This is a genomic window from Amycolatopsis rhizosphaerae (assembly GCF_007713715.1).
GTDB classification, from domain to species: Bacteria; Actinomycetota; Actinomycetes; order Mycobacteriales; family Pseudonocardiaceae; genus Amycolatopsis_E; species Amycolatopsis_E rhizosphaerae.
In genome coordinates this window covers 1-17,541 of record NZ_VJWX01000040.1, presented here as the reverse complement: position 1 = coordinate 17,541, position 17,541 = coordinate 1, and the positions used below count along the sequence as shown (strand labels likewise).

20 protein-coding genes are annotated in these 17,541 nt (G+C 69.8%); 7 read left to right on the top strand and 13 right to left on the bottom strand.

Translation table 11 applies throughout. From position 1 onward, the window contains the following. The first annotated feature begins 9 nt into the window (after nt 1-9). Nucleotides 10-909, top strand: coding sequence for a trypsin-like serine protease (locus FNH05_RS06815; RefSeq protein WP_246127575.1), 900 nt, complete (start codon nt 10-12; stop codon nt 907-909). An 82-nt stretch (nt 910-991) separates the two neighbouring features. On the opposite strand, the gene FNH05_RS06810 is transcribed toward FNH05_RS06815, so the two are convergent. From FNH05_RS06810 to FNH05_RS06800, 3 genes are all read right to left on the bottom strand, one after another. Next, complete coding sequence (locus FNH05_RS06810) at nt 992-2,302, bottom strand: citrate synthase (protein ID WP_144586425.1); 1,311 nt, start codon at nt 2,300-2,302, stop codon at nt 992-994. Between the two features lie 193 nt (nt 2,303-2,495). Then, on the bottom strand, nt 2,496-3,416 hold the full coding sequence (locus FNH05_RS06805; protein ID WP_144586424.1) for a carbohydrate kinase family protein: 921 nt from the start codon (nt 3,414-3,416) through the stop codon (nt 2,496-2,498). Beyond that, the gene (locus tag FNH05_RS06800) at nt 3,413-4,036 is read right to left on the bottom strand and encodes a TetR/AcrR family transcriptional regulator (RefSeq protein ID WP_144586423.1); all 624 of its coding nucleotides are present in this window, start codon (nt 4,034-4,036) and stop codon (nt 3,413-3,415) included. The genes FNH05_RS06805 and FNH05_RS06800 overlap by 4 nt, the downstream gene beginning before the upstream one ends. A gap of 70 nt (nt 4,037-4,106) precedes the next feature. On the opposite strand from FNH05_RS06800, the gene FNH05_RS06795 reads away from it, so the two are divergent. After that, a complete protein-coding gene (locus FNH05_RS06795) occupies nt 4,107-5,252 on the top strand; it encodes an acyl-CoA dehydrogenase family protein (protein WP_144586422.1) in 1,146 nt (381 codons plus the stop codon). Nucleotides 5,253-5,352: 100 nt separating this feature from the next. Here FNH05_RS06795 and FNH05_RS06790 read toward each other — a convergent pair whose 3' ends face one another. The 3 genes from FNH05_RS06790 to FNH05_RS06780 are packed head-to-tail and all read right to left on the bottom strand — an operon-like array spanning nt 5,353 to nt 7,965. Continuing rightward, nucleotides 5,353-6,567 (bottom strand): amidohydrolase, encoded by a 1,215-nt coding sequence (locus FNH05_RS06790; protein WP_144586421.1) that lies wholly within the window; start codon nt 6,565-6,567, stop codon nt 5,353-5,355. A 20-nt stretch (nt 6,568-6,587) separates the two neighbouring features. Then, nucleotides 6,588-7,064, bottom strand: a complete 477-nt coding sequence (locus tag FNH05_RS06785; protein ID WP_144586420.1) for a GNAT family N-acetyltransferase — start codon at nt 7,062-7,064, stop codon at nt 6,588-6,590. Further along, on the bottom strand, nt 7,057-7,965 hold the full coding sequence (locus FNH05_RS06780) for an aldose 1-epimerase family protein (protein WP_144586419.1): 909 nt from the start codon (nt 7,963-7,965) through the stop codon (nt 7,057-7,059). The genes FNH05_RS06785 and FNH05_RS06780 overlap by 8 nt, the downstream gene beginning before the upstream one ends. A gap of 86 nt (nt 7,966-8,051) precedes the next feature. On the opposite strand from FNH05_RS06780, the gene FNH05_RS06775 reads away from it, so the two are divergent. Both FNH05_RS06775 and FNH05_RS06770 read left to right on the top strand, forming a co-directional pair. After that, nucleotides 8,052-8,633 carry a TetR/AcrR family transcriptional regulator gene (locus FNH05_RS06775; protein WP_144586418.1) on the top strand — a complete coding sequence of 194 codons (582 nt, stop codon included), beginning with the start codon at nt 8,052-8,054 and terminating at the stop codon, nt 8,631-8,633. Next, nucleotides 8,630-9,457: an MBL fold metallo-hydrolase gene (locus FNH05_RS06770; protein WP_144586417.1), complete on the top strand. Its 828-nt coding sequence runs from the start codon at nt 8,630-8,632 to the stop codon at nt 9,455-9,457. Before FNH05_RS06775 ends, FNH05_RS06770 begins: the two co-directional genes overlap by 4 nt. Here FNH05_RS06770 and FNH05_RS06765 read toward each other — a convergent pair. Genes FNH05_RS06765 through FNH05_RS06755 form a run of 3 tightly spaced genes read right to left on the bottom strand, consistent with a single transcriptional unit; the run spans nt 9,438 to nt 10,946 of the window. Then, a complete protein-coding gene (locus tag FNH05_RS06765; RefSeq protein ID WP_144586416.1) occupies nt 9,438-9,863 on the bottom strand; it encodes a YbaB/EbfC family nucleoid-associated protein in 426 nt (141 codons plus the stop codon). The two genes, FNH05_RS06770 and FNH05_RS06765, sit on opposite strands and share 20 nt — an antisense overlap. After that, on the bottom strand, nt 9,860-10,195 hold the full coding sequence (locus tag FNH05_RS06760) for a YbaB/EbfC family nucleoid-associated protein (protein ID WP_186382415.1): 336 nt from the start codon (nt 10,193-10,195) through the stop codon (nt 9,860-9,862). The genes FNH05_RS06765 and FNH05_RS06760 overlap by 4 nt, the downstream gene beginning before the upstream one ends. Nucleotides 10,196-10,205: 10 nt before the next feature. Then, nucleotides 10,206-10,946 carry a TetR/AcrR family transcriptional regulator gene (locus FNH05_RS06755; RefSeq protein WP_246127574.1) on the bottom strand — a complete coding sequence of 247 codons (741 nt, stop codon included), beginning with the start codon at nt 10,944-10,946 and terminating at the stop codon, nt 10,206-10,208. A gap of 89 nt (nt 10,947-11,035) precedes the next feature. Here FNH05_RS06755 and FNH05_RS06750 point away from each other — a divergent pair, with 89 nt between their 5' ends. From FNH05_RS06750 to FNH05_RS06740, 3 genes are read left to right on the top strand one after another with little or no spacing between them, the layout of a single operon-like run. Beyond that, nucleotides 11,036-12,421, top strand: coding sequence for an MFS transporter (locus FNH05_RS06750; RefSeq protein ID WP_144586413.1), 1,386 nt, complete (start codon nt 11,036-11,038; stop codon nt 12,419-12,421). Then, complete coding sequence (locus tag FNH05_RS06745) at nt 12,418-12,750, top strand: nuclear transport factor 2 family protein (RefSeq protein WP_144586412.1); 333 nt, start codon at nt 12,418-12,420, stop codon at nt 12,748-12,750. The genes FNH05_RS06750 and FNH05_RS06745 overlap by 4 nt, the downstream gene beginning before the upstream one ends. Further along, a complete protein-coding gene (locus FNH05_RS06740) occupies nt 12,747-13,907 on the top strand; it encodes an SGNH/GDSL hydrolase family protein (RefSeq protein ID WP_144586411.1) in 1,161 nt (386 codons plus the stop codon). Before FNH05_RS06745 ends, FNH05_RS06740 begins: the two co-directional genes overlap by 4 nt. 95 nt (nt 13,908-14,002) lie before the next feature. Here the strand turns inward: FNH05_RS06740 and FNH05_RS06735 are convergent, their stop codons facing one another. The 4 genes from FNH05_RS06735 to pdxH all read right to left on the bottom strand — a co-directional run bounded on the left by FNH05_RS06735 (nt 14,003) and on the right by pdxH (nt 17,495). Next, the gene (locus tag FNH05_RS06735) at nt 14,003-15,076 is read right to left on the bottom strand and encodes a C40 family peptidase (RefSeq protein WP_144586410.1); all 1,074 of its coding nucleotides are present in this window, start codon (nt 15,074-15,076) and stop codon (nt 14,003-14,005) included. A gap of 10 nt (nt 15,077-15,086) precedes the next feature. After that, the gene (locus tag FNH05_RS06730) at nt 15,087-15,407 is read right to left on the bottom strand and encodes a hypothetical protein (RefSeq protein ID WP_144586409.1); all 321 of its coding nucleotides are present in this window, start codon (nt 15,405-15,407) and stop codon (nt 15,087-15,089) included. 46 nt (nt 15,408-15,453) lie between these two features. Beyond that, nucleotides 15,454-16,725 (bottom strand): MFS transporter, encoded by a 1,272-nt coding sequence (locus FNH05_RS06725; RefSeq protein ID WP_246127573.1) that lies wholly within the window; start codon nt 16,723-16,725, stop codon nt 15,454-15,456. Nucleotides 16,726-16,823: 98 nt separating this feature from the next. Then, a complete protein-coding gene (pdxH, locus tag FNH05_RS06720; protein WP_144586408.1) occupies nt 16,824-17,495 on the bottom strand; it encodes a pyridoxamine 5'-phosphate oxidase in 672 nt (223 codons plus the stop codon). Nucleotides 17,496-17,541 lie beyond the last annotated feature (46 nt).

The following is a 17,541-nucleotide window of genomic DNA, read 5'->3' as shown; positions in this document are numbered from 1 at the left end:
CTAAACAAGGTGAAACGAAGTTCGAAAACGCGCGGGTTCGGCAGGCAGTTCGCCCTGGCGGTTGCCGTCACGGTGGGCGCGGCGGGCGCTGGGCTCTACACCGCCTCCAACCGGAACCAGGTGCACGCCGCCGACCTGCCCGCGCAGGCGGTCGGCGCGCAAGGTCAGGGGAAGTCGCAGGGTGAGCCCGCCGGCGTCGGAGAACCCGCGAACCCGCCTGCCACGCTGACCTCCGCGCCGGTCCAGAACGCCGTTTTGCCCTTCAACGCGAAGCTCACGTCCCACGACATCCCCGTCGAGGGCGGCGGCGTGCGAACCGGCGGCTGCAGCGGCGCGCTGATCGACGACAACTGGATCATCACGGCCGGACACTGTTTCCATGACCTGCGGGACAACCGGATCGGCGGCAAACCGAAGTATCACATGACCGTCGTGGTCGGCAAGAACAAGGACAGCGACTCCGGGGGCGCCACCCGGCAGGTCGTGGACGTCCGCCAGTCCCCGCTCAACGACCTCGCCGTGGCCAAGCTCGACACTCCGATCACCGACATCGTCCCGCTGACGCTCGACGACCAGAAGGCGGCGATCGGCAAGCAACTGGAGTTCGCGGGCTGGGGCTCGCTCTCGGCCACCGTCATCCAGCAGACCGACCACCTCAAACGGGGCCGCTTCGCCATCTCGGCGATCCACTCGAGCACCTACGAAGCACAGCCGCTTGCGACGCGGACGGTGGAAAACAGCCCGTGTCCCGACGATTCCGGTTCGCCCTATTTCGTCTCCGGCGACCAGGTACACGGCGTGCTGGTGGCGATCGAGGACGCGGGCCCGGACTGCCCCCAGCCGGGCAACGAGACCCTCGCCAGGATCGACGTGGTCGCCGACTGGATCCACCAGCAACTCGGGCGGTGAAGGGTCAGATGGGCGCCGGAGACGCGAAAGTGCCCTCTCCCGGTTCGAGAGAGGGCACTTGTGCGAAGAACGCCGAAAACGATCAGCGCTCGGAGATCGGCGAGTAGTCGCGCTGCTTCTCACCGGTGTAGATCTGCCGAGGACGGCCGATCTTGGTGGACGGGTCGTTGATCATCTCGCGCCAGTGCGCGATCCAGCCGGGGAGACGGCCCAGGGCGAACAGCACCGTGAAGTACTTGGTCGGGAAGCCGAGCGCCCGGTAGATCAGACCGGTGTAGAAGTCGACGTTCGGGTACAGCTTGCGCTCCACGAAGTAGTCGTCGGAGAGCGCGGTTTCCTCGAGCGTCTTGGCGATGTCGAGCAACTCGTCGTTGACGCCGAGCTTGTTGAGGATCCGGTCCGCGGTGGCCTTGATGATCTTGGCGCGGGGGTCGTAGTTCTTGTAGACCCGGTGCCCGAAGCCCATCAGGCGGACACCCTTCTCCTTGTTCTTCACCCGGTTGACGAACTCGGAGACGTTCCCGCCGGAGGCCTTGATGCCGTCCAGCATCTCCAGCACCGCGCTGTTCGCGCCGCCGTGCAGGGGGCCGAACAGGGCCATGATGCCCGCGGAGATGCTGGCGAACAGGTTCGCCTCCGACGAGCCGACCAGGCGCACCGTCGACGTCGAGCAGTTCTGCTCGTGGTCGGCGTGCAGGATGAACAGCAGGTCGAGGGCCTTGGCGACCTCGGGGTCGATCTCGTACGGCTCCGCGGGCAGCCCGAAGGTCATCCGCAGGAAGTTCTCCACCAGGCCCAGCGAGTTGTCCGGGTAGAGGAACGGCTGGCCGATCGACTTCTTGTACGCGTAGGCGGCCAGGGTGGGGACCTTCGCCAGCAGGCGCACGGTGGACAGCTCGACGTTCGGTTCGTCGAACGGGTTGAGCGAGTCCTGGTAGAAGGTGGACAGGGCGGACACCGCGCTGGACAGCACCGGCATCGGGTGCGCGTCACGCGGGAAGCCGTCGAAGAAGCGCTTCAGGTCCTCGTGCAACAGGGTGTGCCTGTTGATCTTCTGGGTGAACTCCTCCAGCTGCGTGGCCGTCGGCAGCTCGCCGTAGATCAGCAGGTAGGAGACCTCGATAAAGCTGGAGTGCTCGGCCAGCTGCTCGATGGGATAACCACGGTAACGGAGAATGCCGGCGTCACCGTCGATGTAGGTAATGGCCGACGACGTGGAGCCCGTGTTGACGAAACCCGGGTCGTAAGTGATGTACCCCGTCGACGCCAGCAGCTTCCCCAGTTCGATACCGGGAGCACCCTCGACGGCGTTGACCACCTTAAGTTCGTACTCGCCGTTCGGCAGGCGCAGCGATACCGTGCTGCCGCCGGACGCCGCAGTCGCGTCGGACATGCAAGTCCCTCTCACGGTCACACGGGTCGGCGGCGCCTGCAGGTTACGCAGACAGCCATTTGTTCGCGCGCGACCGGGAATTGGCCTCGCCGCACACCGCCCCGCTGGGGTATGAATTCTCCCCTCACGCTAGTCGAACGGGTGGCCTTCGCGCAGCCATTGTGTTACCCACAGCAAACCGTTGGGATCAGTTTCACACCATTTCCGCCGCGGTCGGCGGCTCGGCCCCGCTGCGGGAGACTGTGACGGACGCCGCTTTCGCCGCATAGGCGAGCGCGGAACGCCATTCCGCCACCCCGAGATCGGTGATGGCGCCCACATTCCGGTTGTGCAGCCAGGCGAGCAATGCGCCCTGCACGGTGTCACCCGCCCCGATGGTGTCCTTCACCTTCACGGGGGTCGATGGCACGTCGACTTCGAGTTCACGAGTACGCACCGCGATTCCCTGCGCGCCCTTCGTGAGCACGACGGCGTCCACCCCGGCCGCGAGCCAGCGTTTGGCCGCCTCGTCCGGGTCGATTCCCCCGGCGAGCCAGGAGGCGTCCTCGTCGGACAGTTTCAGCAGGCGCACGTCCGGCAGCCAGGACAGGAACCGCTCCCGGTAGGTGCCGGGGTCGGCGATGAGGTCTTCACGGATGTTCGGGTCGAGCGCGGTGAGCACCCCGCGGACCGACTCGCGGCGCAGGACGGCTTCGTAGGCGCTGGCGCCGGGTTCGAGCACGAGGCCGAGCGTGCCCAGGCACAGCACGGACACCGCTTCGGGCAGCGGTCCGGGGTCGGCGACGAGCCGGTCGGCGGTGCCCTCGGTGTAGAAGGTGTAGCTCGCGGCGCCCCGCTCGTCGAGCGCCACCACCGCCAGCGTGGTGGGCTCCGGCCCGCTCTGCAGCATCGATATGTCGACATTCGATGCCGTCAGCCGCTTCCGCAGCGCCTGCCCGAAGCGGTCCTCCGAGAGCCGGGACAGGAAGGCGGTGGGCTCTCCGAGCCGCCCGGCCGCCAGCGCCACGTTGTACGGACCGCCCCCGAGCCTCGGCAGCAGCGAGGTCAGTCCGCCGTCCACTATGGATTCCCCTGGCACCAGGTCGACCAGCGCCTCACCGCCCACCACGATCACGAAGTGATGCTAGCCCGATCGCGCGAGGTAAGGCCATCGAGCAGCAGCTCCGACAGCGCCGCGAACGCCTCCGCATCCGACACGCCGGCCCGCGTGCCCACCACCCCGCTCTGGATGCTTTCGACGAGCACCGCGGCCATCTCCGCGATGAGCTGAGCGTGTACTTCGCGGAACACACCGTCGTCGACACCGCGGGCGATGAACGAGCGGATCCGCGCCGCGGCGGCCCGGCTGTTCAGCTCGTAGGCGTCGCGCGCGGGGGCAAAATCGTTGATGTCGCGCATGAACTCGGGAGAGGCGCGGTGCAGGTACTCGGCGATCCCCGCCAGGTAGGTGCCGATGGTCTCGCGGGCGTCGGAGATCCCCGCTATCCGCTCGTCGAGCAGTTCGGCCGCCCCTTTGAAGAAGTGCGCCACCACGCGGACGGCGAGCTGCTCCTTACTGGGCGCCAGCGCGTACAGCGTCGACTTCGAGCAGTGCATCTTCGCGGCCAGGTCGTCGAGCGTGAAATGGATGAACCCCTCGGCGAGGAACAGCTCCTCCAGCTCGGCGAGCAGCGCACGCTGACGGGCGGTCAATTGCCGGCTTCCCTGGGTGCGAAGAGGGATGCGATCTGCCATCGGAACACCGTATGTGCTGTACTCTCGATGGTTACATAGTACTGCGACGAGTACAGATGCGGAGGCTGTCATGCCGGTCGAACGCCTACTGCCGAACCGTGAGGCCGAGGAGCTGCTGAAGCTGACAGCCGAACTCGCCCGCGACGAACTCAAGCCGTTGGCCGCCGAGTACGAGGAGGCCGAGCGCTTCCCCCGTGAGCAGTTCCGGCTGCTGGGCAAGTCGGGCCTGCTCGGGCTGCCGTACGCGGAGCGCTGGGGCGGCGGCGAGGTGCCCTACGAGGTGTATCTGCAGGTGCTGGAGGAGATCGCCGCGGCGTGGATGTCGGTCGGCGTCGGGCTGTCGGTCCACACCATGTCGTGCTTCGCGCTCGCCCACCACGGCACCGACGAGCAGCGCGACCGCTGGCTGCCGGGGATGCTCGAGGGACAGCTTCTCGGCGCCTACGCGCTCTCGGAACCGCACGCCGGCTCCGACGCCTCGGCACTGTCCACGCGGGCCCGGCTGGACGGCGACCACTACGTCGTCAACGGCACCAAGGCGTGGATCACGCACGGCGGGCAGGCCGACTTCTACACCACCATGGTGCGCACCGGCGACGGTCCCACGGGCGCGATCTCGTGCCTGCTGATCGACGGGGCGACGCCCGGCATGGCCGCCGCGCCGCCCGAGCGGAAAATGGGCCTCACCGGGTCGACCACCGCCCAGATGATCTTCTCCGACGCGGTGGTGCCCGCCGACCGGCTGATCGGCGGCGAGGGCGCGGGACTGCGCATCGCCTTGTCCTCTTTGGACTCCGGGCGGCTCGGGATCGCCGCCTGCGCGGTCGGTCTGGCACAGGCGGCGCTCGACGAGGCGGTGGCCTACGCCAAGGGGCGCACCCAGTTCGGCAGGCCCATCATCGAGTTCCAGGGCCTGGAGTTCCTGCTCGCCGACATGGCCGCCGCGGTCGACTCGGCCCGCGCCACCTACCTCGACGCGGCCCGCCGCCGGGACCGGGGCCTGCCCTTCGGCCGCCAGGCCTCGGTGGCCAAGCTCATCGCCACCGACGCGGCCATGAAGGTCACCACCGACGCCGTGCAGGTCCTCGGCGGCGCCGGCTACACCCGCGACTTCCCCGTGGAGCGGTACCTGCGCGAAGCGAAGGTGCCGCAGATCTTCGAAGGCACGAACCAGATCCAGCGCATGGTCATCGCCCGCGCCCTGAAAAAGTCCTGACCTCGGCCACCCGTGCCTGAGCGGGGCTGTGGCGAGCCGTGAAGGGTCCCTTCACAGTCGATTCGACTGTGAAGGGACCCTTCACGGCACGGCAAACGCCTCAGGCTTCGCGGTAGCGGCGGTCCTCGACGACGCCCTCACCGCGCGCCTCGTCGAAGTGGTACACCTCGCGGCCGCGGACGAACACCCGCAGCGCCCGGTTCATCACGTCCAGCGGGTCACCGGACCAGATCACCACGTCGGCGTCGAGCCCCGGCCTGAGCGAGCCGACGCGGTCCTGCAGGCCGAGCATGCTCGCCGGGTTCACGGTCAGCGCCCGCAGCGCCGCCTCGGGCTCCAGCCCCTCCTTGACCGCCAGCGCGGCCTGGTAAACGAGGAAGTTGATCGGCACAACCGGATGGTCGGTGGTGATCGCCAGCTTCACCCCCGCCCTGGCCAGGATGCCCGCGGAGCGCAGCGTGCGGTTGCGCAGCTCGACCTTCGAGCGCGTGGTGAACAGGGGGCCGAGGATCACCGGCACGTCGTGCTCGGCGAGCACGTCCGCGATCAGGTGCCCCTCGGTCCCGTGGTTGACGACCAGCCGGTAGCCGAACTCCTTGGCCAGCCGGATCGCGGTGACGATGTCGTCGGCCCGGTGGGTGTGCTGGTCCCAGTAGAGCTTCCCGTCGAGCACCTTCGCGAGCGTTTCGAGCGTGAGGTCCACGTCGGAGGGCTTGCCCTCGGCCCTGGCGTGGTCGCGCTGCGCCGCGTAGTTACGCGCCTTCGTGAAGGCCTCGCGGATGATCGCCGCGGTACCCAGCCGGGTGGACGGGGTCTGGTTCTTGTCGCCGTAGACGCGTTTCGGGTTCTCCCCGAGTGCGCTCTTCACGCTCACCTCTTCGGCGAACACGAGGTCGAGCGCGGTGCGGCCCCAGGTCTTCACCGCGACCGTCTGCCCCCCGATCGGGTTGCCCGACCCCGGCTTGACCACCACGCTGGTGACCCCGCCCGCCAATGCGTCGTCGAACCCGATCTCGAACGGGTCGATCCCGTCGATCGCGCGGAACCGCGCCCCGTTGGGGTCGGTCATCTCGTTGGTGTCGTTGCCGGACGAGCCCTCGCCCTCCTCGTGCACGCCGAGGTGGACGTGCGCGTCGAGGAAGCCGGGGAGCACCCAGGCTCCCGCGGCGTCGATCAGCTCGGCATCCTCCGGGACGTCGACGTCGGCGTCCGTACCGACCGCGACGATCTTGCCGTTCTCGATGAGAACCGTGCCGCCGTCGATCGGTTCCCCGTCGACCGGCACGACGTAACCACCCACAATCGCACTCACCATGGTTCGACACGCTAACGAACTCAGGGCCGCGATGCGCCACGAACCTTCACGAAGTGCACCAGTTGGTAGCCGTTCTCCGCTGTCCGCCCGGTTTCCTGGTATCCGACGCCCGGGTAGAGCCGGAGCGGACCGGTGCTGTGCTCTCCGGTGAACAACCGCAGGGTGGTCACCGCAGGTGGCAACCGGTCCTCCGCGGCAAGCAGGAGCGTCCGGCCGAGCCCGCGCCGTTGCCGGTCGGGCGCGACGACCAGTCTGCCCACCTCGCCGGTCTCCCCGCGCACGAGAATCCGCACACCGGCCACCAGGCGGCCGGATTCCCTGATCCCCCATGCGAAAACGGCCGGGTCCCGTAGGACCGACCGCAGCTCGTCGAGGGTCTCGGTGAGCGGCGGCAGGAACAGGTCGCCGTGCGCCTGCGCTTCCGTCACGTAGGAAGCCCGTTGCAGGGTAAACAGTTCACCCGCGTCCGGCTCGCCGAGCCGCACTGGTTCAACCATGGATCCGGATGCCCCAGCTGCCGGTCCACGAGGTGCCCGGGTCGAGCTCGATGAGGTCCGTGCCGGAGTTGAGCGCGTCGGCGGGACAGGTCATCGGTTCCAGTGCGATCGCCCGGCCGCGACCCACCAGCTCGGCCGGGGTGAACACCTGGACCCACCGGAAGTCGGCATCGGTCCAGACCTCCAGGGTCCTGTCCTCGTGGGAAAGGTAGTGGTGGTGCCGCCCGTCCTGTTCCGCGGTCAGCCCCCCGAACGCGGTGTCGAGGTCGACCTCGCCCACCGGGCGAGGAGTGCGGAAGTCGTACTCGGTGCCCTCGACGTCCTGCTCCTCGCCGTAGGGCAACTGGGCTTCGGCGACGTACGGGCGCACTCGGGTCGCGGGCAGGGTCAGCGTGAGCTCGTCGGTCGGGACGTCGCCGAGGCGGAAGTACGGGTGGGTGCCCACCCCGACCCCGATCGGGGTTTCGCCCTCGTTGCGCATCTCGTGGGTGACGGTGAGCGCGCGGGGCGCGAGGTCGTAGGTGATGCGCGCGTGCAGCGGCACCGGCCAGCCCGGCTGCGCCTCGATCTCGATTTCGAAGGTGATCGACGATTCCGCGTGCTCGACGAGCGTCCATTCGCGATGCCGCGTCAGGCCGTGGATGGCGTTGCCGCGTGCCTCTTCGGTGACCTCGAGGACCTGCTTCTCGCCCTGGTAGGTCCACTCCGCCCCCTTGGTGCGGTTGGGCCAGGGCAGCAGCACCTGTCCCGCACCCTTCGGCGGTTTCGCCTCGGCGTCGAAGGTCTCGACGTAGGGGACGCCCGAAATCTCGAAGGCCCGCAGCCCCGCGCCGATCTCGGTGACCACCGCGCGGGCCGCACCGCGGGTGATCTCGAACTGCTCTCCGGTGGGATTCGCCATGTCCGCGAATGTATACGGCCCTTGCCGGGTCGCCTCCGCCCAGCGCTAACTAGACCGGTCGTCATAGTTTGCGTTAGGGTGTGTCCATGGCTCGCAGGACCGACACCCGGCAGCGCATGCTCGAAACGGCCGCCGACCTGTTCCACCAGCAGGGCTACCACGCCACTGGTCTGAACCAACTGGTCAGCGCGGGCGGCGCCCCCAAGGGTTCGCTGTACTTCCACTTCCCCGGCGGCAAGGAACAGCTGGCCGCCGAAGCGGTCACGGTGGCCGCCGAACGGCTGAACGAACGGCTGAAGACGTTGCTCGCCGAAGCACCGGACCCGGGCACGGCCATCGAACGCGTGGTCACCGCGCTTGCCGAGGGCCTTGCCGCCTCCGGCTTCCAGCGGGGCTGCCCGATCGCGCTGGTCGCGATGGACGCCGGGGCCACCAGCGAACCGATCCGCGGCGCCAGTTGCGGCGGCTACGCCTCCTGGCAGCAGACCATCGCCGAGTACCTGGAGGACCGGGGAACCGAAGCGGCGCAAGCGGAAGCGCTGAGCGTGATCGCGCTCAGCGCAATCGAAGGAGCGCTCCTGCTGGCCCGGCTGAACCGGGATCTCGCCCCGCTCCACACCGTCGGCGCCCATCTGCGCCGCACCTTCACCGAATCGGAGCCGTCATGAAAGTGCACCACTTCAACGCGGGAACGATGCGACCGCCCGGCGGGCGGCTGATCGACGGCCGCGGCGGGTTCCTCCACCGCGCCGAGCTGGTCTGCCACTGCCTGCTGATCGAAGCGGGCGAAGAGCTCGTACTCGTCGAAACCGGCTTCGGCACCCCCAGCCTCCGCAGCCCCCGAGACTGGCTCGGTGACCGGTTCGTCAAGCGCGTGGCGCCCCGGCCCCGGCCCGGCGAGACCGCGAAGGAACAGGTCGAACGGCTCGGCTTCGCCGTCGAGGACGTGCGACACATCGTGCTCACCCACCTCGATCTCGACCACGCGGGCGGGCTCGCCGACTTCCCGCACGCGACCGTCCACGTGTACGCGGAGGAACTGCGGGCACTTCGCTCTCCGCGCGACGAAGCCGAACGCGCGCGGTACCGGCAGGTCCAGTTCGAACACGGCCCACGCTGGAGCGCCTACTCCGAGCACGGCGAGCCGTGGTTCGGTTTCGAGGCCGTGCGCGAGTTGACGGGCCTGCCGCCCGAGATCCTGCTGGTCCCGCTGAGCGGGCACACCCGCGGTCACGCGGGAGTGGCCGTCGACACCGCCGACGGCTGGCTGCTGCACGCCGGAGACGCGTACTTCTTCCACGGCGAGGTCGACCCGTTCCGCCCGCACTGCCCGCCCCTGCTGGCGCGGTTCGAGGCCCGCGTCCAGACCGTCGCACAGCCCCGGGTGGAAAACCGGCAGCGCCTTCGGGAACTCGCGCGCACCGGTGAGGTCGGCATCTTCTCCGCCCACGACCCGGTCGAGCTCCGCCGGTTCACTCCCCCGGCGGAATGACGCGCCAGCGGTGTGCGTTCGGGTCGACGCCCGGCGTGTAGGGGATCACCTCGGGGTCGGGGCCGATCTCGTCGGCCAGGCCCGCCGAGCGCATCATGTCCAGCGCGGCCGCGTCACCCAGGACGTCACCGAGCACGTGCACGCCTTCGGCCAGCGCGGCACGCTGCGCCCGGTGCGCCAGTTCGACGATCTGCGCGCCCAGTTCGTCCACGCCCAGCGCGAGCGCCGATTCGTCCAGGCGCAGCTCCTGCAGCCCGCCGTGCACATCGACCGTGACCCGCACGTTCTCGTCGCCGTTGTGGGCCCAGCCGCGGATCTCCCCCAGCCGCTCCGGCAGCCGTTCGGTCGCCCGCAACCGCTCGTCGGCGTCGGCCAGCAGCCGCTCGGTGGTGCGGCGCTCGCTCATCCGCGGGTCCAATCCCGGTCGAAGTCGTCGTCCGCTTCCAGCAGCTTCGGGTCGTAGCTCAGCCCGAGGCCCTCCGCGACCCGTTCCCCGCGGCGGCCGAGTGCCTGCGTGTAGAGCTGCTGTGCCCGCTGGTTCGCCTTCGCGGTCGCCTTCGCCGCCGTCGCGACCACGGTCTCCGCCAGTGCGGCGGCGCCGTAACGCAACGCCTGCGGGGTGAGCTTCACCGAACGCAGCCGCCCACCGATCCCCACCTCGACGGTGACCCCGTCCGCGCTCGCGCTCCCGACCACCGGGCCCGCAGCCGAAAACACCTCGTCCACCCCTCGTTCCACGACGGAAACCTTAGCCGTTCGCGGTGGGTCGGCGGCCCGTGTTCGGGCCAAGGCCGAGGGAGGCGATGAGGTCGCGCATCTCGTCGAGGTAGACGGACCCGGGATCGTGCGTGAGTGCCCGCAGGTGGCCGTAGATCTCCAGTGCGGTGAGGCCGTGCATGCGGCCCCACACCCGCAGTGTCAGTGCCACCGCGGCGGGCGGCAGGTCCGGGAAGTCCGCCCGGACGCGGGCGACCAGGTCCGGGTCGAAGTCGGACCAGCGGTGCTCGCGGTCGGCCGGCTGCAGCGCACGGGCCGACGGCCAGGCGTCGGCCACGAGACCGATGAGGCCGGTGCAGGCGCGGAGTTCGGCCTGCTTGCCGGGGCTGTCCTCCGGCGGGCGGTACCCGGGCACGGGGTCGCCGTAGATCAGGCGGAAACCTTCCGGGTTGGCGACGGCCCATTCGCGCATGGCCTGCGCCCAGGCCATGATCCGGCCGCCGGGGTCGTCGTCCGGTACCGCGTCGCGGGCGGACTCGGCGACGGTCACGGCCGAGGTGTACACGTCGCCGATGAGCGTGGTGACCAGGTCGTCGCGGGTCGCGAAGTAGCTGTAGATCGCACCGGCCGTCATGCCCATCTCACGGGCGATGGCCCGCAGCGAGATGGCGTCGGGACCGCCGTCGGCCATCAGCTTCATGGCGATTGCCTTGATCTCGGCGCTGGTCTGCGCGCGTAACCGGTCACGACGGCTGACGGTCTGCCCACTCACCCTTGACACTCTACAGCGTTGGTCTAGTCTGTGCCGTGCTAACTCTGAACGCCGTGTAGTAATTGGACGGCACACAGAAGCGGGGGCTTGTGACAACGGAAAGACTTCGCCTCGGCCTGCTGGCATTGACCCAGCTCATCGTGGCTCTCGACTACAACATCGTTTACGTGGCGCTACCCGACATCGGGAAGGCGCTGCGCTTCAGCCCGCAGTCCGCGCAGTGGGTGGTGAGCGCCTACTCCGTCGGGCTCGGCGGCCTGCTGCTGTTCGGCGGACGAGCCGTGGACAGGCTCGGACCGCGCCGGATGTTCGTCACCGGGCTCGCGCTGTACGGCGTCGCGTCGCTGGCAGGCGGCCTGGCGCCGGGCTCCGGACTGCTGATCGCGGCCCGCGCGGTGCAGGGCGCGGGCGGAGCACTGCTGACCCCGGCGACACTCACGCTCATCTACCGGGGATTCGCCGAAGGCCCGGCCCGCAACCGCGCGCTGGGCGCGTGGGGCATGGCGGGCAGCGCCGGGCTCGCCGCGGGCTCGCTGCTGGGCGGCGTGCTGACGAACTACCTGGGCTGGGAGTGGGTCTTCTTCGTCAATGTGCCGCTGGCGCTGGGCTGCGCCTTGGCCGCGCCCGCGCTGCTGCCCGCCGACCCGGACCGCACGTCCGGTGGTTTCGACCTGCCGGGTGCCGTACTGGCGACGGCGGGCTCGGCGCTGCTCGTGCTCGGCCTGGTGATCGGCCCGGACGCCGGATGGCTGTCGGCGGGCAGCATCGGGGCACTGGCCGCCGGGATCGTGCTGCTCGCGCTGCTGCTGGTGGTGGAGGCCCGCACTCGTGATCCACTGATCCCGCTGCGGCTCGCGAGGAGCCGGAACCTGGCCACCACCATGATCGTGATCGCGCTCTTCCAGGGCACGCTGGGCGGCGGCTACTACGTCCTCACCTCCTATCTGCAGCCCGTCCTCGGCTACAGCTCGCTGGAGGCCGGCCTGACGTTCCTGCCGCTCACGCTCGTCTGCATGTTCGCCGCGGTCAAGCTCACCCCCGCGCTGCTGGGCCGCTGGGGGATCCGCACCACGCTCGCCGCCGCGATGTCCGCGACCGGGGCGGGCATCGCCGTCATGGTCGCGGGCGCCACACCCGGCGGCGGCTTCTGGACCCTGCTGCCCGGCAGCGTCGTCTGGGGTCTGGGCGGCGGCATCGCGTTCGTCGCGCTGTTCGCCTCCGCGGGTTCCGGCATCGCACCGGAGGAACAGGGGGTCGCCTCCGGAATCGCCAGCAGTGCCAAGGAAATCGGTGGCGCGCTCGGCCTCGCGGTCTTTGTCGCGCTCACCACGGGCTCACCCCACCTGCTCGGCGGCCTGCACATCGCCGGCTGGACCGCCGCGGCCCTCACCGTCGCCGGCGGCCTGATCGCCCTTGTCCTCAAAACGACCGGGCAAGCATCGCAAACGTCCACAATGGAAGGAGTCGGCAAATGACCAAGAACGAACTGATCCTCGCCTACCTCGACATCTGGAACGAACGGGACCCCGGCGCCAGGGAGGAACTGATGTCCTCCGTCCTCACCGAGGACTCGGTCTACGCCGACCCGGACTACGCGGGCCTGCGCGGACACGCCGAACTGTCCGCGGCGATCGGCCGTGCCCACCAGAGCTTCGGGGACCTGCGGTTCACCCTGGGCACCGTGCTCGGCACCCACCACGACAATGCGCTGTTCACGTGGAATCTCGGCACCGTCGCCACCGGTTACGACGCCGTGGAATTCTCCGGGGACCGCATCCACAAGGTGGTCGGCTTCTTCGCATGAGCAGGCAGAAACACGACTGGACCGCCGCGTGGACCGCCTCGCCGCAACGGCCGGGCACTGGCTTCGCACCGAACTGGTCCGAAGCGGGATTCGCCGACCAGACCCTCCGCCAGAGCGTCCGCCTCAGCGTCGGCGGTGAGGCGCTGAGAGTACGACTGTCCAATCGCTACGGTGCCACCCCACTGCGGATCGCGGGCCTCACCGTCGCGGGCACAGGGGGCGCGGCCGCGATCAAGCCGGACACCCTGCGCGAACTGACCGTGGACGGGAAAACGACCTTCACCGTCCCGGCGGGCGCCGACCTGGCCACCGACGAGGTCTCGTTTCCCCTCGGCGCACTCGACCCGCTGACCATCACGACACACCTGGCCGAGCCGTCCGGGCCTGCGACCTACCACTCCCAGGCACTGGCGACGACCTACCGCGCGGTGGGCGACCACCGCGCGGACGCGGACGGCACAGCCTTCACCGAGACCTCGCAGTCCTGGTATTTCCTCAGCGGCGTCGAAGTGGCCGAAGCAGGCAGCGACGGCATCGTGGTGCTCGGGGACTCGCTCACCGACGGAACCGGCAGCACCCCGGACACCGACCACCGTTTCCCCGACCTGCTCGCGCGACGGCTGGTGGCCTCGGGCAGGCCGCGCGCGGTGCTGAACCAGGGGATCGGGGGAAACCGCGTTACGGTCGACTCGGCCTGGCTGGGCGAGCGGGCCACCACCCGGTTCGCCCGCGATGTGCCGGCTCAGCCGGGGGTGCGGACCGTCCTGATCCTCGCCGGAATCAACGACGTCGGAATCAGCGAGATGGCGACGGACTCGCCGTTCCCGATCCTCGCGCCGTACACCGAGGTCTCGGCCGAAGAGGTGATCGACGGGCACCGGGACATGATCCGGCGAGCCCACGCGGCCGGCCTGCGGGCCGTCGGAGCGACGCTGCTGCCGATGCGGGGCTCAGGATTCTCCACGCCGCGCAGCGAGGCCAAGCGCACTGCCGTGAACACCTGGATCCGCGGTTCGGGAGAGTACGACGCGATCATCGACCTGGCCAAGGCCATGGGCGACGCACTCGATCCGGCCCACGACTCCGGCGACCACCTGCACCTCAACGACGCCGGTTACCAGGCGATGGCCGACGCCGTCGACCTGACCGTCCTGTAGCGCGGTGAGGCGGGGTGCCGGGAGTTGCCCCTGGCACCCCGCCCACGGCCCCCGCACCACCGTCCAGCTCAGTCCCTCGGCAGAAACCACCGCCGTCAGGCCGCGGGCCGGAAGACGCCGAGCAGCGGCTCGCCCGCATTGCTGGTGCGCAAGGGAACCACGTGGCAGACCGATCCGGTGTGCGGTTCCTCGACCATCTGCCCGTTGCCGATGTACATCGCGACGTGACCGCTCCAGATGATCAGGTCGCCGGGCTGGATGTCGTTGATGTCCACCTTCTGCCCGACGGTCTGCGTCGCCGCGGTCCGCGGCAGTTTGATCCCGGCCTGGCTGTACGCCCACTGCGTCAACCCGCTGCAATCCATGCCGCGGTTGGGGTCCGTGCCGCCCCACACGTACGGCAGCCCGAGCCGGGACAGCGCGGCGCGCACCGCGATCGCGGCACGCTCGTTCGGCGCGTTCACCGTCTGGCCACCGGGCAGCTTGACCTGCGTGCCGCTGCCGTACTGGTCCGACGGCGGGAAGGTCATCGGCGGCCCGCTCGAAGCGACGGTGCCGCCCCCACCGCCGTACTCGCCGCCACCACCACCGCCGCCGCTGTACCCGCCGCCGGCACGGGTTCCCAGCGGACCGGCCGGGGGCGCCGAAGAAGGCACCGTCGAGTCCATTCCGGACATCAGATCCCGCAGACGGCCCTTGGCCGCGTCGACGATGGCGGCCGCTTCCTTGGCGTAGCGGGCCGACATGCCCGCGAGCACCGCGCGGGCCTGCATTTCCGCGCCCGGGTCGCTGCTACTCGCCGCCGCACTCACCAGTGTGCGCGCGTCCGCGTCGAACTCGGTGAGCAGCGCCTGCACCTGCTGCTGCGCGTTCTTCACCAGACTCGTGGCGTCCCCGATGGTCTGCGCCGTTTTCGATGCCCAGGTCGCCGCGTCGTCGAGCGACTGGGTGTGTTCCTTGGCCTTGACCCCGAACAGGTCACCGCGGTCGCCCACCCAGTTGCCCTGCAGGCTCGCCGCCTCCGTCTGGTGCCGCGTGCCGTACTCGGCCAGCTTCTGCGACAGCGAGTCCAGGTCCGCCTGCGCCTTGCCCGCGGCGCCGGTGTCCCCCTCGAGTTTGTCCGCGGCCTCCTTGATCGGCGCCTCGTACGGCGCCAGGTCGATCGCCACCCGCTCCCCTTCAGCCCAGAATCCTGCGGAACTGGTCGCCGAACAGCTGTTCGTCGGCCTCGTAGTCCCCCTTGGCGGTGTGCACCGACTGGCCCAGGTCGTGCAGACCACCCGCCACGGAGTGCACGTGCGAGTGCATCCGGTCGAGGTGGTCGCCCAGGTGGGCCTGCAAGCCGCTCTCGTGCCCCAGGTCGCCGAAGAGGTTGCCGGGCAACGCGAGGTTTCCGGCGAGGTGGCTCTTCGCGGCGCCGACGATCTCGTCCGAAAGCGCTCCGGCCCGCGAGTGGTAACGCGCCAGGTCCGCGGTGTCGACGGAGATCCCATCTGCCATGGCGACATCGTGCCCCATCCCGCGGCCCCGCGTCCGCGAAACGCGGCTACTCGACCACGGCACCGGCGCGGTAACGCCAGAACGCGGGCAGCAGCACGACGGCCACCGCGATCAACACGACGACCAGCACCCCGCCCCCGGAAGCCGCCGCGGCCGTACCGATCCCGGCCGCGGTCCAGCCGTGCGCCAGATCCGCGATCCGCGGCCCGCCCGCGACCACCACGGTGAACGCGCCCTGCATGCGGCCCCGCATCTCGTCGGTCGCGGCGGCCTGCAGGATGGACTGCCGGAAGACCGCGCTCACCATGTCCGCCGCGCCGCCGATCGCCAGGAACAGCACCGCGAGCCACAGCGAACCCGCCAGCCCGAAACCGATGATCGCCGCACCCCAGACGCAGATCGCGAGCACCACCACCCTGCCCTGCCTGCGCACGTGGCCCAGCCAGCCCGAGGTCAGCCCGATCAGCACCGAGCCGATCGGGATCGCCGCGAACAACCAGCCCAGGGCGAGCCCGCCGCCGTGCGGATCACCGAAGGTGCGCTCGGCCATCTCGGGGAACAAGGCCCGCGGCATGCCCGCGACCATCGCGATGATGTCCACCACGAAACTGGCCAGCAGCACCTTCTGCGCGCCCATGTAGCGGAACCCGTCGAGCACGTCGCGCAGCCCGGCCCGGCGGACCTGCCCGGACAGCGGCGGGAGCGCGGGCAGCCGCCAGACGGTGTAGAGGGTCAGCAGCAGGGCGGCGGTGTCGAGCAGGTACAGCGTCGGCAGGCCGAGCACGGGCATCAGCGCACCGGCCGCCATCGGGCCGAACACGGTGCCGAACATGTTCATCGTGCTGCTGAGCGCGGTCGCCGCGGGCAGCAGTGCGGCGGGCACCAGCCGGGCCACGATCGCACTGCGCGTGGGCATGTTGATGGCGAAGAAGGCCTGGTTGAACGCCAGTAGCGCGAGCACCAGCCAGACCGATCCGATCCCGAGCCAGGCCTGCAGCCACAGCAGCGCGGACACCACGGCGATCCCGGCGTTGCCGATGATCAGCAGCTTGCGCCGGTCGACGGTGTCGGCGATCGCCCCGCCCCACAGCCCGAACACCAGCAGCGGCACCAGCGCCACGGCACCGGTCAGGCCCACGTAGCCGGAAGAGCCGGTGAGGTCGAAGACCTGCTTCGGCACGGCGACCGTGGTGAGCTGACTCCCGATCGCGGTGACCGCGGAGCCGATCCAGAGCCGGCGGAACGGCGGCAGCCGAAGGGGCTGGATGTCGATGACGATCTTGCCGAACCGGTTGCGCTTCCCCGCCTCGACACTCACAACCCAGCAGCTTAGCCGAGCTAACTACCTGCTCGCCTGTGATTTTCCCCCAACCGCAAGGCCGTGAGGGGTCCCCTCACGGCAAGGCGCGGCTGGGGTCAGGGGGCGACGCGCTCGACGCGCCAGCCGTCGTGTCCCAGGACATAGCGCAACCGGTCGTGCAGCCGGTTCTGCTGGCCCTGCCAGAACTCGACGATCTCCGGCCGGATGCGCCAGCCGCCCCAGTGCGGCGGGAACGGGATCTGCTCGACGTCGGAGAACCGGCGCTCGATCGCGCTCAACGCGTTGTCCAGTGCGCGGCGGCCGTCGACCACCTTCGACTGCGGCGAGGCCCACGCGCCCAGTTGCGACCCACGGGGCCGCGAGGCCCAATAGGCGGCCGTCTCGGAAATGTCGACCTTCTCCACCTCGCCCCGCACCGTCACCTGCCGGTGCAGCGGATACCAGGGGAAGGTCACCGACGCGTACCGGGTGACCGTCAGGTCGTGGCTCTTCGCGGAGGTGTAGTTCGTGTAGAACACCACGCCCCGCTCGTCGAGGCCCTTGCACAGCACGGTGCGGGAGGACGGACGGCCTTCCGCGTCCGCGGTGGCGAGCACCATCGCGTTCGGCTCGGCCAGCCCGGATGCGATCGCCTCGTTCAGCCACCGCTGCAGCTGTTCGGTCCAGGTCGGCGCGAGATCGGACTCGTCCAGCGCCTTCCCGTCATAGGCGACCCGCATGCCCGGCAGACGTACCGCTGCGTCGTCGATGTTGTCGACTTCCGGCATATGCCCGACCTCCGCGCTTGTGAACGCACGAGTAACACTGGATGAC

Coding starts and splice junctions, on each gene's coding strand:
- FNH05_RS06810 (WP_144586425.1), bottom strand. CDS start 2,302: ATGTCCGACGCGACTGCGGCGTCCGGCGGCAGCACGGTATCGCTGCGC.
- FNH05_RS06800 (WP_144586423.1), bottom strand. CDS start 4,036: ATGGCAGATCGCATCCCTCTTCGCACCCAGGGAAGCCGGCAATTGACC.
- FNH05_RS06795 (WP_144586422.1), top strand. CDS start 4,107: ATGCCGGTCGAACGCCTACTGCCGAACCGTGAGGCCGAGGAGCTGCTG.
- FNH05_RS06790 (WP_144586421.1), bottom strand. CDS start 6,567: ATGGTGAGTGCGATTGTGGGTGGTTACGTCGTGCCGGTCGACGGGGAA.
- FNH05_RS06785 (WP_144586420.1), bottom strand. CDS start 7,064: ATGGTTGAACCAGTGCGGCTCGGCGAGCCGGACGCGGGTGAACTGTTT.
- FNH05_RS06780 (WP_144586419.1), bottom strand. CDS start 7,965: ATGGCGAATCCCACCGGAGAGCAGTTCGAGATCACCCGCGGTGCGGCC.
- FNH05_RS06775 (WP_144586418.1), top strand. CDS start 8,052: ATGGCTCGCAGGACCGACACCCGGCAGCGCATGCTCGAAACGGCCGCC.
- FNH05_RS06770 (WP_144586417.1), top strand. CDS start 8,630: ATGAAAGTGCACCACTTCAACGCGGGAACGATGCGACCGCCCGGCGGG.
- FNH05_RS06765 (WP_144586416.1), bottom strand. CDS start 9,863: ATGAGCGAGCGCCGCACCACCGAGCGGCTGCTGGCCGACGCCGACGAG.
- FNH05_RS06745 (WP_144586412.1), top strand. CDS start 12,418: ATGACCAAGAACGAACTGATCCTCGCCTACCTCGACATCTGGAACGAA.
- FNH05_RS06740 (WP_144586411.1), top strand. CDS start 12,747: ATGAGCAGGCAGAAACACGACTGGACCGCCGCGTGGACCGCCTCGCCG.
- FNH05_RS06730 (WP_144586409.1), bottom strand. CDS start 15,407: ATGGCAGATGGGATCTCCGTCGACACCGCGGACCTGGCGCGTTACCAC.
- pdxH (WP_144586408.1), bottom strand. CDS start 17,495: ATGCCGGAAGTCGACAACATCGACGACGCAGCGGTACGTCTGCCGGGC.